Origin of the sequence: Enterococcus sp. B2E4 (assembly GCF_030499455.1) — a bacterium.
GTDB classification, from domain to species: Bacteria; Bacillota; Bacilli; order Lactobacillales; family Enterococcaceae; genus Enterococcus_D; species Enterococcus_D casseliflavus.
The window spans coordinates 450,546-466,344 of record NZ_JAUKPK010000005.1; the positions used below are offsets into that span (position 1 = coordinate 450,546).

12 protein-coding genes are annotated in these 15,799 nt (G+C 46.2%); 9 read left to right on the forward strand and 3 right to left on the reverse strand.

Annotated features, from left to right (window positions below; all coding sequences use genetic code 11):
- Nucleotides 1-159: 159 nt before the first annotated feature.
- The 4 genes from chvE (at nt 160) to Q1X33_RS06230 (ending at nt 4,482) form a co-directional block, all read left to right on the forward strand.
- On the forward strand, nt 160-1,260 hold the full coding sequence (gene chvE / locus Q1X33_RS06215; RefSeq protein ID WP_005231478.1) for a multiple monosaccharide ABC transporter substrate-binding protein: 1,101 nt from the start codon (nt 160-162) through the stop codon (nt 1,258-1,260).
- A 146-nt stretch (nt 1,261-1,406) separates the two neighbouring features.
- Nucleotides 1,407-2,936: a multiple monosaccharide ABC transporter ATP-binding protein gene (gene mmsA / locus Q1X33_RS06220; protein WP_005231476.1), complete on the forward strand. Its 1,530-nt coding sequence runs from the start codon at nt 1,407-1,409 to the stop codon at nt 2,934-2,936.
- Nucleotide 2,937: 1 nt separating this feature from the next.
- Nucleotides 2,938-4,134: a multiple monosaccharide ABC transporter permease gene (gene mmsB, locus Q1X33_RS06225; protein ID WP_005227258.1), complete on the forward strand. Its 1,197-nt coding sequence runs from the start codon at nt 2,938-2,940 to the stop codon at nt 4,132-4,134.
- A 12-nt stretch (nt 4,135-4,146) separates the two neighbouring features.
- The gene (locus Q1X33_RS06230) at nt 4,147-4,482 is read left to right on the forward strand and encodes a PTS sugar transporter subunit IIB (protein WP_010748708.1); all 336 of its coding nucleotides are present in this window, start codon (nt 4,147-4,149) and stop codon (nt 4,480-4,482) included.
- Nucleotides 4,483-4,984: 502 nt separating this feature from the next.
- Here Q1X33_RS06230 and Q1X33_RS06235 read toward each other — a convergent pair.
- From Q1X33_RS06235 to Q1X33_RS06245, 3 genes are all read right to left on the reverse strand, one after another.
- Nucleotides 4,985-6,094 (reverse strand): ABC transporter ATP-binding protein, encoded by a 1,110-nt coding sequence (locus Q1X33_RS06235; RefSeq protein WP_005227260.1) that lies wholly within the window; start codon nt 6,092-6,094, stop codon nt 4,985-4,987.
- Between the two features lie 107 nt (nt 6,095-6,201).
- Nucleotides 6,202-7,032 (reverse strand): helix-turn-helix domain-containing protein, encoded by an 831-nt coding sequence (locus Q1X33_RS06240; protein ID WP_005227261.1) that lies wholly within the window; start codon nt 7,030-7,032, stop codon nt 6,202-6,204.
- Between the two features lie 205 nt (nt 7,033-7,237).
- The gene (locus tag Q1X33_RS06245; protein ID WP_005227262.1) at nt 7,238-8,104 is read right to left on the reverse strand and encodes an SHOCT domain-containing protein; all 867 of its coding nucleotides are present in this window, start codon (nt 8,102-8,104) and stop codon (nt 7,238-7,240) included.
- A 182-nt stretch (nt 8,105-8,286) separates the two neighbouring features.
- Between Q1X33_RS06245 and Q1X33_RS06250 the strand changes: the two genes are divergently transcribed.
- The 5 genes from Q1X33_RS06250 (at nt 8,287) to Q1X33_RS06270 (ending at nt 15,683) form a co-directional block, all read left to right on the forward strand.
- Nucleotides 8,287-9,360 carry a GntR family transcriptional regulator gene (locus Q1X33_RS06250; RefSeq protein ID WP_034868844.1) on the forward strand — a complete coding sequence of 358 codons (1,074 nt, stop codon included), beginning with the start codon at nt 8,287-8,289 and terminating at the stop codon, nt 9,358-9,360.
- A gap of 4 nt (nt 9,361-9,364) precedes the next feature.
- On the forward strand, nt 9,365-10,960 hold the full coding sequence (locus Q1X33_RS06255; protein WP_005227264.1) for a xylulokinase: 1,596 nt from the start codon (nt 9,365-9,367) through the stop codon (nt 10,958-10,960).
- Nucleotides 10,961-10,979: 19 nt separating this feature from the next.
- Entirely contained in the window at nt 10,980-11,675 is a 696-nt protein-coding gene (locus tag Q1X33_RS06260) for an L-ribulose-5-phosphate 4-epimerase (RefSeq protein ID WP_005227265.1), read from the forward strand.
- A 19-nt stretch (nt 11,676-11,694) separates the two neighbouring features.
- Nucleotides 11,695-13,119 (forward strand): L-arabinose isomerase, encoded by a 1,425-nt coding sequence (gene araA / locus Q1X33_RS06265; RefSeq protein WP_005227266.1) that lies wholly within the window; start codon nt 11,695-11,697, stop codon nt 13,117-13,119.
- A gap of 197 nt (nt 13,120-13,316) precedes the next feature.
- A complete protein-coding gene (locus Q1X33_RS06270; protein WP_005227267.1) occupies nt 13,317-15,683 on the forward strand; it encodes a phosphoketolase in 2,367 nt (788 codons plus the stop codon).
- Nucleotides 15,684-15,799: the final 116 nt, after the last annotated feature.

A 15,799-nucleotide genomic window follows, 5' to 3' on the forward strand; every position in this document is an offset into this window, starting at 1 on the left:
ACCAAGGGAATCTTAAAAAATCCAAGATTACGAAAAGAAATGGGGGCAACTGAGTCGTTTTTTCTCAAGAAATCCAAGAAACCTCGAAAAAATCTAAATGTAAGCGATTCCTTAACTGGCTATACTGAGAATGTAAGAAAAAGACATGGAGGGATCACAATGAAAGGTACTTTTGGTAAATTGGTCGTCCTAGCATCCACCTTATTGGTTGGCGGATTGTTAGCAGCTTGTGGGAATGGATCAGACAGCGGGGCAAACGGTGACGGAGACAAAGGATTTGTTGGGATCGCGATGCCGACCAAATCGGCAGAACGGTGGATCGCAGATGGCGACAACATGGTAGAAGAATTAGAGAAGCTCGGCTATAAAACTGACCTGCAATATGGAGAAGACAAAGTAGAAAACCAAGTGGCACAAATTGAGAATATGATCACCAAAGGCGTTGATACTTTAGTGATCGCCTCGATCGATGGTTCGGCACTGACAGACGTGTTGGAAAAAGCCCATAACGAAGATATCACAGTCATCGCCTATGACCGTTTACTGATGAACTCGGAATACGTCGATTATTATGCCACCTTTGATAATTTTGGAGTCGGCGTGCTGCAAGCGTCTTATATTGAAGACAAATTGGGTCTCAAAGACGGTGAAGGACCATTTAACATTGAATTATTCGGCGGCTCTCCAGATGATAACAATGCACTGATCAATTATAATGGGGTCCTTTCGGTCTTCCAACAATACTTTGACAGCGGACAGCTAGTCGTTCCTTCTGGTCAAACCAACTTCAACCAAATCGCTACTTTGCGTTGGGATGGTTCAACTGCGCAAGCTCGGATGGACAACTTGTTGAGTGCCAACTATACGGATCAAACATTGGATGCCGTTCTTTCACCTTATGATCCAATCAGCCTAGGAATCATTTCATCGCTTAAAGGCGTTGGCTATGGTTCTTCCGATAAACCACTACCTGTGATTACCGGTCAAGATGCGACGGTGGCAGGGGTGAAATCGATCATCGCGGGCGAACAGACCCAAACGATTTTCAAAGATACACGGGTGTTGGCGAAAAACACGATCGAAATGATCGAAGCTATCACCAATGGCGAGGAAGTGCCAGTCAACGATACGGAAACCTATGACAATGGCGTCAAAGTCGTACCAACCTACTTGTCAAATCCCGTTTCTGTGGATAGCGATAACTACAAAGAAGAACTGATCGATACCGATTACTATACAGAAGAAGAGCTAGGCATTTAAGCAAGAAGCGCTGATCCAGCGAGAAAAGATACTAGTTTCCCCGAAAGCAGTAGGGAAGAACGAATCATCCCCACTATTCGTTCTTTCCGCTTTTCTTACAAAGGCAGCGCACCACTTTTACATAAAAAGGAAAAGGGTGAAAGAACATGGCAGATAATATTTTGATGATGAAAGGCATCGTCAAAGAGTTTTCAGGGGTTCGCGCCCTTGATAACGTCAACCTCTCGATCGAGCGAGGAGAGATCCACGCACTGTGTGGAGAAAATGGCGCTGGCAAGTCCACGCTGATGAATGTCTTAAGCGGACTCTATCCTTACGGCAGCTATGACGGAGAGATCTATTATGAAGGGGAGTTATGCAAGTTCAAAGATTTGCGGGACAGTGAGGACAAAGGAATCGTTATTATTCATCAAGAGTTAGCATTAAGTCCTTACCTGTCGATCAAAGAAAATATCTTTCTAGGAAACGAACAAGCCAAACACGGCATCATTGATTGGGATCTGACCGAAAAGAAAACAGACAACCTCTTAAAGATCGTTGGCTTGAAATTAGACCCGAATACGCTGGTTTCACAAATCGGTGTCGGGCATCAACAGCTGGTGGAAATTGCCAAAGCATTTTCAAAATCCGTCCGATTGTTGATTTTAGATGAGCCAACCGCGGCGTTGAATGAAGAAGAAAGTGCCAATCTGTTAGAGCTGATCAAAGAGTTCCGCAACCAAGGGATCACCTCGATCATCATCTCTCACAAGTTGAATGAAATCGTCAATGTGGCGGATCGCATCACGATTTTACGTGACGGGCAAACGATCGAGACGCTGAGTGGTGCCGAAATCTCTGAAGAGCGCATCATTCGCGGCATGGTTGGGCGAGATTTGACCAATCGCTACCCCGAGCGGAACCCCACTATTGGTGAACCTTTTTTTGAAGTCAAAAATTGGACGGTCCATCATCCAATCGACCATACCCGTGTGGTGAATGAGAATTTGAACTTGATGATCCGCAAAGGAGAGATCATCGGCATCGCTGGTTTGATGGGGGCGGGACGGACTGAGTTTGCCATGAGTGTCTTCGGTCATTCCTACGGCAGTTCGATTTCGGGGGAAGTCTATAAAGACGGCCAACCGATTTCTGTCAAAGACGTGCCAACCGCCATCAAAAATGGGTTAGCCTATGTGTCGGAAGATCGAAAAGCGCTGGGCTTGAATCTGCTGATGGATATTCGCGAGAATACCACCATTGCTAGTCTTGCCAAAATCAGCCGCCAAGGGGTCATCGATAAAGAAAAAGAAGTCACGATGGCTGAAGAATTCCGCAAAAAAATGCGGACGAAAACCAATTCGATCTATCAAAACGTCGGCAGCTTGAGCGGCGGGAATCAGCAAAAGGTCGTTTTGGCAAAATGGCTGATGACCACACCAGACATCTTATTTTTAGATGAACCGACCCGTGGGATCGATGTCGGGGCGAAATACGAAATCTATACGATCATCGAAGAGATGGCAGCAGCTGGCAAAGCCATTTGCATCATCTCCTCGGAGCTGCCAGAACTATTAGGCATGTGTGACCGAATCTATACGATGAACGAAGGCCGCTTCACTGGCGAGGTCCTGCGGGAAGAGGCGGACCAAGAACGATTGATGAATCTAATGACATTAGAAGAGAGTGGGGTTTGAGATGGAAACAACCAATAAATTAAAAAAAGAACGCAGCCATTCGCTGAAAGAAAAGGCACTGGAAATCTTTAGCAAATACAGTATGATCATTATCTTAGCAGTGCTGCTGGTGGCCTTTCAGCTCATGACCGACGGGATTTTCTGGCGGCCGCTGAATATCACCAACCTCGTGTTGCAAAACAGTCATATTCTCGTTTTGGCAGCTGGTATGCTCTTGGTCGTCTTGTTAGGACACGTTGATTTATCCGTAGGGTCCGTGATGGCGTTTGTCGGTGCGATTGCAGGCGTCTTAATGGTCAATAACGGCATCAGTCCTTGGCTGGCAGTGCCTCTTTGCTTACTGATGGGCGCAGTGATCGGTGCCTGGCAAGGGTTCTGGGTCGCGTATGTCGGTATCCCAGCATTTATCGTGACCTTGTCTGGTTTACTGATGTTTCGAGGACTGACCCAAGTCGTCTTAGGGGGTCAATCATTGGCGCCGTTTCCCAAGGCATTCCAACAAATTTCTACTGGGTATTTGCCAGATATTGCAGGCGGTCAGATCCATTTACTTTCCATGATTTTAGGTGTAGTGATCACGGGCATCCTGATTTTAGGCCAATGGCGGACCCGTGAGCGTCGCAAAAAAAATCTTTTTGAAGTGGAATCAATGGCAGCCTTTGCCTTTAAAGCCGTCTTTACTGCGGTCGTATTTCTCGGCGCTACCTATATCTTTGCCTCTTATCAAGGGTATCCGATCATTTTGATCGTCTTAGGGGTGATCGTGGCTGCTTATGGCTTTTTGACTAACAAAACCGTTGCTGGTCGTCAAATCTATGCAACCGGCGGCAACAAAAAAGCAGCCGAACTTTCTGGGATCAAGACGAAGAAAATCACCTTCTGGGTCTTCGTGAACATGGGGATGATGGCAGCTTTGGCGGGCTTGGTTTTAGCCGCTCGGTTGAACGCAGCCACCCCGCAAGCAGGAACGTCAATGGAATTAGATGCAATGGCCGCAGTGTATTTCGGCGGTGCTTCCACCTCAGGCGGTATTGGTACTGTGATGGGTGCGATCGTTGGTGGGCTCGTGATGGGTGTCTTAAACAATGGGATGTCGATCTTAGGAGTCGGTGTCGATTGGCAGCAAGCCATCAAAGGGTTGATTTTGCTTCTGGCCGTCGTGTTGGATATCTACAATAAGAAAAAGAAAATATCGTAGGAGGGCCTGTTTATGGAGGAACAAGCACAAAAGACGATTTTATTGATTTGTACCGCAGGTATCACTACGGGTCTCTTAGTGAAAAACATGCAGCGGGCTGCAGATGAAAAAGGATTAGCCGTGCATATCTATTCGGCACCAGCCATCATTGCTGAACAGATCCTGCAACAGCAGACTGTCGATGCCTTGCTGATCGGTCCGCAGTCGAAGTACGAAGTCAATCGATTGAAAGACTTTCTCATGGTCAAAGCGGTGCCTTATAAATTGATCAAAGAAACAGATTACGAGTTGTTAGATGGCGAAGCTGTCCTTGCAGACAGCCTGACCCTCTTGCAAAACGATCGCTAACCAGCAGCTTGGCAAAAAGCTAGGTGGTCAGCAGTTGAATAGGCTCCCCAGAGTAGTGCTTGTCATCCCCCACAAGCACTACTCTTTTTGTGGTGCTTTTCTGCCTACACTAGCCAAGAAAGCCCCTCTTAAGCAGCAATGCGTGGCAAGCCCGTTGGTTCGTTTTCTCGTGTTTAGGACATCGCATCATAGACAAACAAAAGAGAAGTTGAGGGGGAAGAGGACGAAGCTGACACCACGCGTATGCTGTCTAAAGGCAAGTGATGGGCGAGTGTTTCACGTACTTAAAGCATCGTGGTTGTGGGCGGGAAATGAGCGGATTACACCGCTTCTGGTTTCTCGTTCGTAACTAAGCGTTTCGTAGGAAACACAACGAAACCCAAAAACAGACAGTCTGCTGACTGTCTGTTTTTGGGGGATACAAATAAGGAATAAAAGTGGATATTAGTTAAATGCGACTGCCTAGGGGGCAAATCCGAGAACAGTGCATGGTAACTACAAATTAAGGAAGTGTGATGACATTTTCTGAATCTTTGTCGAAGAAGTGTGCTTTGTTGATGTTGAAAGCCAAATCAACTGTTTCACCTGGACGGTGGAAGTCACGAGCATCAACTTTCGAAATAAATTCAGTCGCACCTACGCGTGTATAAAGCATCGTTTCTGCACCTAATAATTCAGATACGACTACTTCGGCACGTACAGTTGCTTCAGGAGAAGCTTCCAATGCGATTTGTTCACTGTGAATATCTTCTGGACGAATACCAAAGACTAATTGTTTGCCTTCATACCCTTTTTCCACAAGAATCTTGTTCTTGCCTTCAGGAATACGTAAGTTCAAGCTTTGTCCATCAGAGATCATACCGTTTTTCAACGTAACATTGAAGAAGTTCATTGCTGGTGAACCGATAAAGCCGGCAACGAAAATATTTTTCGGTGTATTGTAGACTTCTTTTGGTGAACCGATTTGTTGAATGAAGCCATCTTTCATGATAACGATCCGGTCAGCCATGGTCATCGCTTCTGTTTGGTCATGGGTTACATAGATCGTCGTTGTTTCTAAACGTTGGTGTAATTTTGCGATTTCCGCACGCATGGCAACCCGCAATTTCGCATCTAAGTTTGACAACGGCTCATCCATCAAGAAGACTTTGGCATCACGGACGATGGCACGGCCTAGGGCAACCCGTTGACGCTGACCACCTGAAAGGGCAGCTGGTTTACGATCTAAGTATTCTGTCAATCCTAAGATCTCAGCGGCATTTTCTACCCGTTTTTTAATTTCTTCTTTGTCGTATTTACGCAATTTCAAACCAAATGCCATGTTGTTGAAAACAGTCATATGGGGATACAATGCGTAGTTCTGGAAAACCATCGCGATGTCGCGGTCTTTTGGTGCCACATCGTTCATTACTTTTCCACCGATGCTCAATTCGCCTTCAGAAATATCTTCTAAACCAGCGATCATTCGAAGCGTTGTTGATTTTCCGCAACCAGAAGGTCCAACGAAAACGATGAATTCGCGATCTGCGATATCTAAATTAAAATCAGTTACCGAATACGCATCATTATTATCATATTTTTTGTGGATATTTTTTAAGGCCATTTCTACCATTGGGATTACCTCTTTCCATTTAGTTTACATGAACATCATAAATGAAAACGCTTCGAAGGTGCAACGGAAACATGCACAAGAAAAAAACGTTTTCTTGTGCATGTTGTTTAATTGCTCTGATGGGTGAACTGATCGATCAATAAATAGCAAAGCAGCAGATCATCCATATTTTTTAAATTTAAGCGCGTCAGTGTTTGAAACTTATCGATCTTATATAGGAGAGAATTCCGATGCATGAACAGTTCTTTGGCTGTGGAGCTTGCATTGCCTTGATTGCGCCACAGGGATTGAATGATCGTTTCGGTCTCTTCTTCAAACCAATCTAGATACAAGGTACGAAACAAGGAAATATACTCGGAAAAGCCGTTGCGAAAAAGAGAGAAGACCACTTTGGGCAGATCCATACTTTTACTGGTGGTTTTCGTTTTTAACTCATTTTTGAACAGGCTAGACTCACTTGCCCATAAGGCAGTGAAATCGTGGCGTGGATGATGGAAGGGACCGACGAACAGCTGGGAATAGCAGTCGAAATCCATATCCAAAGCGACGAATAAGCCGTTGAGATCTTCGATGGGCAAATTGGCACCATCTTGTTTTTCTACGATCACTGCATGGTCTTCGGTGAGGAAAAAAAGATCCACCACGCTAGGGAGCATTTGCTGAATCTCTGCGAGCCATTCGGATTGCAAAGAGTCGATGGTTCGGGTGAAATGAACTTGCAGCAGGCGAATCCACTCTGGCTCTTGAACGGGCTGATGTTCAAATAAAATCGGATACCATGGATGGTTTCGGTTATCGATTTCTGGTTGCAAAGAGCCGTTTCCCAGTTGGATCAGCAATTTTTCACTGTCACTTAATTGGTCAGTTGGCAGCCAAATATATTTTTTGCCGAAGGCGATGGATTCGATATCCTTCGTTGTGGCAACTTTGTCATGCAACGTTGCCTGGGGGAAACGTGCTTTGATGTCATTAAAAGAAAAAATGAGAAAGACCTCCTTTGAGATACTCTACGTATTCTTCAATTAGTATAGCATGTTCTAAAAAAACCGTTCAAAATTTTCCCAGGAAAAAAGCACAGCCCTTCACCGAAAGCTCTGTCTTCTCATGGCAGGAGGGCGGCTTTTTTCTCCGAAGCGATTGCTTCTATAATCCCAACAGTTGTTTTTTCTTGAATGCAAATTCTTCTTCAGTCAAAATTCCTTCGTCGACCAACACTTTTAGTTCACGTAGTTCAGCAATGAGCGCTTCCGTCGGCTTCGCAGCTGGCGGCGGCGATGGGTTCGTTAACGGGACCGACCGCTCCCGAGGGAAGTTGGTGAGGTAGCGCTGTATGATCCGAGCAATCACCAGGTCTTTTTCGGCAAAGCAAAGAGAGTGATTCGGTTCCATTCGTCTGAAGGAATGGGTTTCTCTGATCGCTCCGCCGCCAATATACAATTCTAAAAAGCCATTGCCTTTCCAAAGACCTGATTCAGCAACTTCTTTCAGATTGACACTGGTGATTTGTGGAATCTGCAGAACCTGTTTCGCTTTCTTCTTGTAATCGATGATTGTGAGGGTATCTTCTGAAATGACCCAAGCATCACGATAATGATAGGAAAGTAATTTGATTTTTCCAGCCTCTTCATCCACGTAACTTTTGGCTGATTGCCCACCAAGTGCTGCCAAATGATCCGTTAAAAATTCATAGGCTTTTTGAGCATCGATTCGATTGGTGAAATAGAGCAATTGAGAATTACCTGGTACCTGCAGTCGGAGGTAGTCCACTAAGAGACCTTTGCCTATATGTAATTCCACATCGGCAATTTTTGCCATGGGGATCTTTTCATCTGGGATTTTCGGATGGGTGTTGTTTATCCAGACGCCTTTTTTCGTAATGAGCCAACGACAGCTGGCATCATGTTTGCGATTTTCTCGATATTTTTTTGAATACAAAATAATGGGTTCCTCGTAGGTTTCATTAGGTGTTCTCGTCAAAATACTTACCTCCTTAAACGTAATAAGCAACATTTTCTACAATTATATAACAAATATCATTTCGATTCGTTTTATTCTGATGAAAATAAGGGGAATTTATCATTTGCCTTCTTTTCGTTAGGTTTTTTTAGAAAAAAAGCCATAGCAGCAATTGACACGGAAGCGGTTTCTTGGTATCTTAGATGTACGGACAACTTTTGAAAGATGGGATTAAAATGGCGAATAAGTACGGACAACTTGCGGATATCTTAAGAGAGAAGATCCGCTTAGGCACCTATCAAGAAGGCGATGCGATCCCTTCAGAAGCAACCTTACAGGAAGAATTTCATTATAGCCGTCACACGGTACGCCAAGCGATCGCTGTTTTGGTCAATGAAGGCTATTTAAGAAAAGAACGGGGCTCAGGCACCTACGTTTCAAAACCTGAGACTGTCAATCATAAAAACCGCAAAACGATTGGGATCATCATGACCTATTTGTCTGATTATATTTTCCCTTCGATCATGCGCGGCGTAGAGCAGACATTGCGGGAGCAAGGCTATTCACTGCTTCTAGGATCAACCAACAATGACCATGAGCAAGAAAGAGCGTGCTTGCAGCAAATGATGGATCAAGGGGTAGACGGGTTGATCGTTGAACCAACGAAGAGCAGCCAGTACAACCCGAATCTTGCCTATTATGTCGCCCTCCAAGAAGCCGGGATTCCTCTCGTCATGATCAATGCCTATTATGAAGAACTAGACTTGCCGCATATTTGTGTCAACGATATACGTTCTGGTTTTTTAGCAACCAATTATTTATTAGAACAACAGCATCAACAGTTGATGATGATCACGAAAATCGATGACTTACAAGGGAAATATCGGATGAAAGGGTTTGTCAAAGCATTGACCCAAGCCAAGCGGACGTTTGCAGCAGAAGACGTCTTGACGTATACGACCGAGACGAAAGAAGCCGTTATTGAACAAGCGATCCAGCGCTTGACGGCTGCCGATAATCAAGTTACAGGCATCGTTTGTTACAACGATGAGATCGCGCATCGCTTGATTCAAGCATTGACGGCTGCTGGGAAGAACGTTCCTACTGATTTTTCGATCGTGGGTAACGATGACTCGCCTCTTAGCACCTTGTCCACACCGACGATCACCACACTGACTCACCCGAAAGAAGCGATGGGGGAATTGGCGGCACAATGGATCACTACAGGTAAGGCAACAGAAGCGCAACGCTTTTATTTTGAACCGGAGCTGATCGTTCGCGGTTCAGTCAATAACCAAAAAGGAGAATAAGAAGATGACGCAACAAGTAAGGCAAGCAATTATTGACGGGCGCACGTCTCTTGGGATCGAGCTAGGCTCGACACGGATCAAAGCTGTCTTGATCGATGAGCAGTTTCAGACGATCGCTTCAGGTAGCTTTGAATGGGAAAATCAATTGGAGCAAGGGATTTGGACCTACTCACTAGAGGCGATTTGGCAAGGACTGCAAGCCAGCTACCAAGAGTTGGCGCACAACATCCAACAGCAATTTGAGGTACCTTTGACGACGATCGGCAGTATCGGTTTTTCTGCAATGATGCACGGCTATATGGCTTTTGATCAGCAAGGCACGCTGTTGGTACCTTTTCGGACATGGCGCAATGCGATCACGGAAGAAGCAGAAAAAGCCTTGACGGCATTGTTCCAATACAACATCCCGCAGCGTTGGAGTATCGCGCATTTGTATCAAGCGATTTTGAATCAAGAAGCCCACGTCCCAGAGGTTGCTTTTTTCACTACCTTAGCCGGCTATGTCCATTGGCAGCTGACAGGGGAAAAAGTTATCGGAATCGGCGATGCATCAGGGATGTTCCCAATCGACAGTACGACAAAAAACTATGATGCGAATATGCTGCAGCAATTTGATGCACAAATCAGCAGTCAGGGGTATCCTTGGCAGATCAAAGACCTTTTGCCACAAGTGTTGACAGCAGGCGAACCAGCCGGCACATTAACGGCAGCAGGCGCAAAAAAACTCGACCCAACTGGTACTTTGCAAGCTGGCATCCCGTTATGTCCGCCAGAAGGCGATGCGGGCACTGGCATGGTTGCCACGAATAGTGTGGCACAGCGAAGCGGGAATGTTTCAGCCGGTACGTCTGCTTTTGCCATGATCGTCTTAGAAGAACCCTTAACTAAAGTGTATCCAGAGATCGATTTGGTCACGACGCCTTCTGGTGATTTGGTGGGGATGGTCCATACGAATAACTGTACCTCGGAGATCAATGCCTGGGTCAAACTTTTCCGCGAATTTGCCGACGCAGCTGGAATGAAACTCTCCACGGAAGAATTGTTTACGACCTTATTCAACGAAGCATTGAAAGGGGATTCAGACTGTGGCGGGATGCTTTCTTATGGCTATTATTCTGGTGAAAATATCACTAAGATCCCTGAAGGACGGCCGCTTTTCGTCCGATCGCCAGAGAGTTCTTTTACTTTAGCAAATTTCATGCGCTTACATCTGTTTAGTGCCTTTGGTGCGATGAAGATCGGGATGAAGATTCTGGAAGCTGAAGACGTCGCGATTGATCGAATCGTTGGTCACGGTGGGATCTTCAAAACGCCAGAAGTTGCCCAACGTGTCTTGGCAGCTGTCATGGAAGCCCCAGTCACGGTCATGGAAACGGCTGGTGAAGGCGGCGCCTGGGGGATCGCCCTTTTAGCAGCGTACCTTCGCCGTCATACGCCAGAACAATCCTTGGCAGCATTCTTAGCAGATCAAGTGTTTAAAAATGACCACGGCGTGACCTTAGCCCCGACAGAAGCCGACATTCAGGGGTTCACCGTCTTTACCCAACGTTACCAAGCAGGGTTGCCGATCGAGCAAGCGGCAATCGATGCGTTGATTTAAAAAGAAAGAAGGGAATTTTGTGTTAGAAGGATTAAAAGAAGAAGTCTTTCAGGCCAATTTGGCATTGCCGAAGCAAGGATTGATCAAATACACCTGGGGCAATGTGTCAGCAGTGGATCGCCAACAGCAATTGTTTGTCATCAAACCTAGCGGTGTTGACTATGAAACCATGCAAGCCAGTGATATGGTGGTTTGTGATTTTGAGGGCAACGTAGTGGAAGGAGGGAAAAATCCTTCCTCCGATACGCCAACGCATGCCGTTTTATACAAAGCATTTCCAGAAATTGGTGGAATAGTCCATACCCATTCTACTTGGGCGACGAGCTGGGCTCAGGCAGGACTCGATCTGCCAGCGATGGGCACGACCCATGCCGATACGTTTTATGGAGCAGTCCCATGTGCGCGCTTTTTGACGCAAGCCGAGATCGATGAAGGCTATGAAGCACAAACAGGACAGGTGATCGTCGAAACCTTTAAGGAACGCGGCATCACGCCAGAAGAAATTCCTGGTGTCTTGCTTCACGGTCATGGACCGTTTACCTGGGGCAAAACGGCGGATGCGGCGGTGATGAACGCAGTGGTCTTAGAAGAAGTTGCTAAGATGAATTTTATCACGCGTCAGCTGAACAGTTACGCACCCGAATTGCCGCAGCGGGTCTTAGACAAACATTATTTACGCAAACATGGAGAAAATGCCTATTACGGGCAAAAATAACGAAAAAGGAGCAAGTAGAATGTTAGAAATCGGGAAAAAAGAATTTTGGTTCGTCGTAGGATCACAGCACTTATACGGAGAAGAAGCATTACAAGAAGTACGGGACCATGCAGAAGAAATGGTCAAAAGCTTAAATGACAGCTCAAAGCTGCCTTATCCAGTCGTTTTACAAGAACTCGCTGTTACTGCCGATACGATTACGAAAATCATGAAAGAAGTCAACTATCGGGATGAAGTCGCTGGGGTGATCACCTGGATGCATACCTTCTCACCAGCAAAAATGTGGATTCGCGGCACGAAATTATTACAAAAACCATTGCTGCACCTTGCCACTCAATACAATGAACAAATTCCATGGGAAACCATCGATATGGACTTCATGAACTTGAACCAAGCGGCTCATGGTGACCGAGAATATGGATTTATCAATGCCCGTTTGAAAAAGCAAAACAAAATCGTTGTCGGCTATTGGAAAAATGAAGCCATCCAAAAAGAAATCGCTGCTTGGATGGACGTGGCAGTCGGCTACAATGAAAGCTTCCAAATCAAAGTCGCTCGTTTTGGCGACAACATGCGTAACGTTGGGGTGACCGAAGGCGATAAAGTCGAAGCACAGATCCAATTTGGCTGGACCGTTGATTATTTTGGGATCGGCGATTTGGTTCAAGTCGTCGATGCGGTGACTGACGAAGAAGTCGATGCACTCTTTGAAGAATACAGCCAGCTGTATGATTTCGATTATGGCGATTACGACAAAGAAGAATGGGCACGTCATGTCAAAGCCCAAGCCAAACAAGAAATCGGTCTGCGCCGCTTCCTTGAAGCAGGCGGCTATACGGCATTTACCACGAACTTTGAAGACCTATATGGTATGCAGCAGTTGCCTGGTTTAGCTGTACAACGTTTGATGGCAGAAGGCTATGGGTTTGCTGGTGAAGGGGACTGGAAAACCGCCGCTATTGACCGCTTGATGAAAATCATGGCCCACAATAAAGCGACTGGCTTTATGGAAGACTATACCTATGAGCTGACACCAGGAAAAGAAGCCATCTTGCAATCCCACATGATGGAAGTCGATCCAGTATTAGCAGCCAACAAACCAAAAATCGTGGTTTCGCCATTGTCGATGGGGGATCGTGAAGACCCAGCCCGACTCGTCTTTGACGGCCAAGGCGGCGAAGGTGTCGTGGTTTCGATGGCCGACTTTGGCACCCACTACAAATTATTGATCAATGAAGTCGATGCCTTTGAGCCAACTGAAGAAGCACCAAAACTACCGGTTGCACGAGTAATGTGGACACCAAAACCAAACTTCCACGATGGCGTCAAACAGTGGATCGAAACAGGCGGTGGCCATCACACCGTTGTCTCACTTGTCCTAAATTCTGATCAGATCGAAACATGGGCGAAGCTTGTGGGATTAGAATACGTAACGATCAAATAAGTACCCAATCACAAAAGAAACCGTTGGCGATGGTCGGCGGTTTCTTTGCGTTTTTCTTAAGCTTTCTTGCCTTCTAGCTGCAAAGTGCGGATAAGCAGACCCCTGAAAGCACCAGCAATCAGCAAAATTGACTTTTAAATATAGGGGGCATAGACTTTTATGTAAGAGTGGAACAATGGACTAAAAGGAGGAGCACAATGAAGACAACCTACGATACACCAGAGTATTATCAGAAAATGAACGCTTGGTGGCGAGCAGCCAACTACCTTTCCGTTGGTCAGATTTATTTGAAAGACAATCCCTTATTGCGCCGCCCCATCGAAGAAAAAGATTTGAAAGTGAATCCGATTGGTCACTGGGGAACGATTGCAGGGCAAAATTTTATTTACACCCATCTCAATCGCGTCATCAATAAGTACGACTTAAACATGTTTTATATCGAAGGACCAGGCCATGGCGGACAAGTCATGGTTGCGAATGCTTATTTAGACGGCAGCTACAGCGAGATCTATCCAAAAGCCACCCAAGACGAAGCAGGAATGAAACATCTATTCAAAACCTTCTCTTTCCCAGGTGGGATCGCTTCTCATGCGGCACCTGAAACGCCAGGTTCGATCCATGAAGGCGGCGAGCTAGGCTATTCCATCGCCCACGCTACCGGAGCTATTTTAGACAATCCCGATGTCATTGCAGCAGTAGTGGTCGGTGATGGCGAAGCCGAAACTGGACCATTAGCGGGCAGCTGGTTTTCAAATACCTTTATTAATCCAGTCAATGATGGCGCAATTTTGCCTATCTTGCATTTGAATGGCGCCAAGATTGCCAATCCAACGATTTTGGCTCGTAAAAGTGACCAAGATCTCACGAAATATTTTGAAGGCATGGGTTGGACCCCTTATTTCGTAGAAGGGGACGATCCAGAAGCCGTTCATCCGCAATTGGCACAGAAAATGGATCAAGCCATCGAACAGATCCACGCGATCCAAGCAGAAGCCCGCAAAGGTTCTGCGGAAGAAGCCGCTATGCCTCATTGGCCTGTTTTGATCGTTCGCACACCGAAAGGCTGGACTGGACCGAAAGTCTGGGATGGCGAGCCGATTGAAGGGGGCTTCCGTGCCCACCAAGTGCCGATCCCTGTCAATGCGAAACATATGGAACACGTGGATGCTTTGACGGATTGGCTGCAGTCTTATCGTCCAGAAGAGCTTTTTGACGAAAACGGCCGCATCAAAGCTGAGATTCAAGAATTGGCACCAAAAGGAGAGCAGCGGATGGCGGTCAACCCAATCACCAATGGGGGGATCGATCCGCAACCGCTACGCTTGCCAGATTGGCAAGCACATGCCATTGCGATCGAGACACCAGGGGAAACGACTGCCCAAGACATGATGGTCTTTGGGAAATTTGCTCGTGACATCATCAAAGAAAATCCTGACAACTTCCGCATTTTTGGCCCAGATGAAGCCAAATCTAATCGGTTGAACCATGTGTTTGAAGTCACGGACCGCCAATGGTTGGAGCCAAAACATCCTGATTATGATGAATGGCTGTCTTCAGTGGGCCGTGTGATTGATTCACAATTATCAGAGCATCAAGCAGAAGGCTTCTTGGAAGGCTATGTGCTGACGGGTCGTCATGGCTTCTTTGCCAGCTACGAGTCATTCTTAAGAGTCGTTGATTCTATGATCACGCAACACTTCAAATGGTTACGAAAAGCCCATGATCTTGACTGGCGCAACCCGTACCCCTCATTGAATTTGATCGCTTCATCAACGGTCTTCCAACAAGACCATAATGGGTACACCCACCAAGATCCAGGGATCATGACCCATATTGCAGAGAAAAAAGCCGACTTTGTGCGGGTCTACTTACCAGCCGATGCCAATAGCTTGATGGCTGTCATGGCAGAAACGCTCGCTTCTGAAGAAAAGATCAATCTAGTGGTCTCTTCAAAACACCCACGTCCGCAGTTTTATTCGGCGGATGAAGCGAAAGTGCTTGTCAAAGATGGCTTGAAAGTCATCGACTGGGCATCGACAGATGAAGGACAAGAACCCGATATTGTGATCGCAGCTGCTGGGACGGAACCGAATTTGGAAGCTTTAGCTGCTGTTTCGTTGCTGATTGAAGCCTTCCCAGAGTTGAAAGTCCGCTTCATCAATGTGGTTGATCTATTGAAATTGCGTCGTCCAGAAGTCGATCCTCGTGGGTTGAGCGATGAAGCATTCGAAGCCTACTTTACGAAAGACAAACCGATCGTGTTTGCTTTCCACGGGTATGAAGGACTGATTCGCGACATCTTCTTTGGCCGTCGCAACCAACAGCTTCATATTCATGGGTACCGAGAAAATGGCGACATCACGACACCGTTTGATATGCGGATCCTTTCTGAATTGGATCGCTTCCACTTAGCCAAAGACGCCGCCGAATGGGTCTATGGAGAAAAAGCAACGGACTTTGCCCAAAAAATGGCAGACACCGTTGCGTATCACCATGACTTTATTCGAGAAAACGGCTATGATATCGCCGAAGTCGAAGAGTGGGAATGGAAACCATTGCGTTGATTTATTCTCCACAACGCCAACGTAAGACAGTTTAAGAACAAAAAAAGCACAAAAGAAACAAAACGATCCGCAACAGGGTCGGGACACCTTACTAAGGAAGCCCGACCGACTGTCTG

Coding starts and splice junctions, on each gene's coding strand:
- mmsB (WP_005227258.1), top strand. CDS start 2,938: ATGGAAACAACCAATAAATTAAAAAAAGAACGCAGCCATTCGCTGAAA.
- Q1X33_RS06245 (WP_005227262.1), bottom strand. CDS start 8,104: ATGTTGCTTATTACGTTTAAGGAGGTAAGTATTTTGACGAGAACACCT.
- Q1X33_RS06250 (WP_034868844.1), top strand. CDS start 8,287: ATGGCGAATAAGTACGGACAACTTGCGGATATCTTAAGAGAGAAGATC.
- Q1X33_RS06230 (WP_010748708.1), top strand. CDS start 4,147: ATGGAGGAACAAGCACAAAAGACGATTTTATTGATTTGTACCGCAGGT.
- Q1X33_RS06235 (WP_005227260.1), bottom strand. CDS start 6,094: ATGGTAGAAATGGCCTTAAAAAATATCCACAAAAAATATGATAATAAT.
- mmsA (WP_005231476.1), top strand. CDS start 1,407: ATGGCAGATAATATTTTGATGATGAAAGGCATCGTCAAAGAGTTTTCA.
- Q1X33_RS06255 (WP_005227264.1), top strand. CDS start 9,365: ATGACGCAACAAGTAAGGCAAGCAATTATTGACGGGCGCACGTCTCTT.
- chvE (WP_005231478.1), top strand. CDS start 160: ATGAAAGGTACTTTTGGTAAATTGGTCGTCCTAGCATCCACCTTATTG.
- Q1X33_RS06270 (WP_005227267.1), top strand. CDS start 13,317: ATGAAGACAACCTACGATACACCAGAGTATTATCAGAAAATGAACGCT.
- araA (WP_005227266.1), top strand. CDS start 11,695: ATGTTAGAAATCGGGAAAAAAGAATTTTGGTTCGTCGTAGGATCACAG.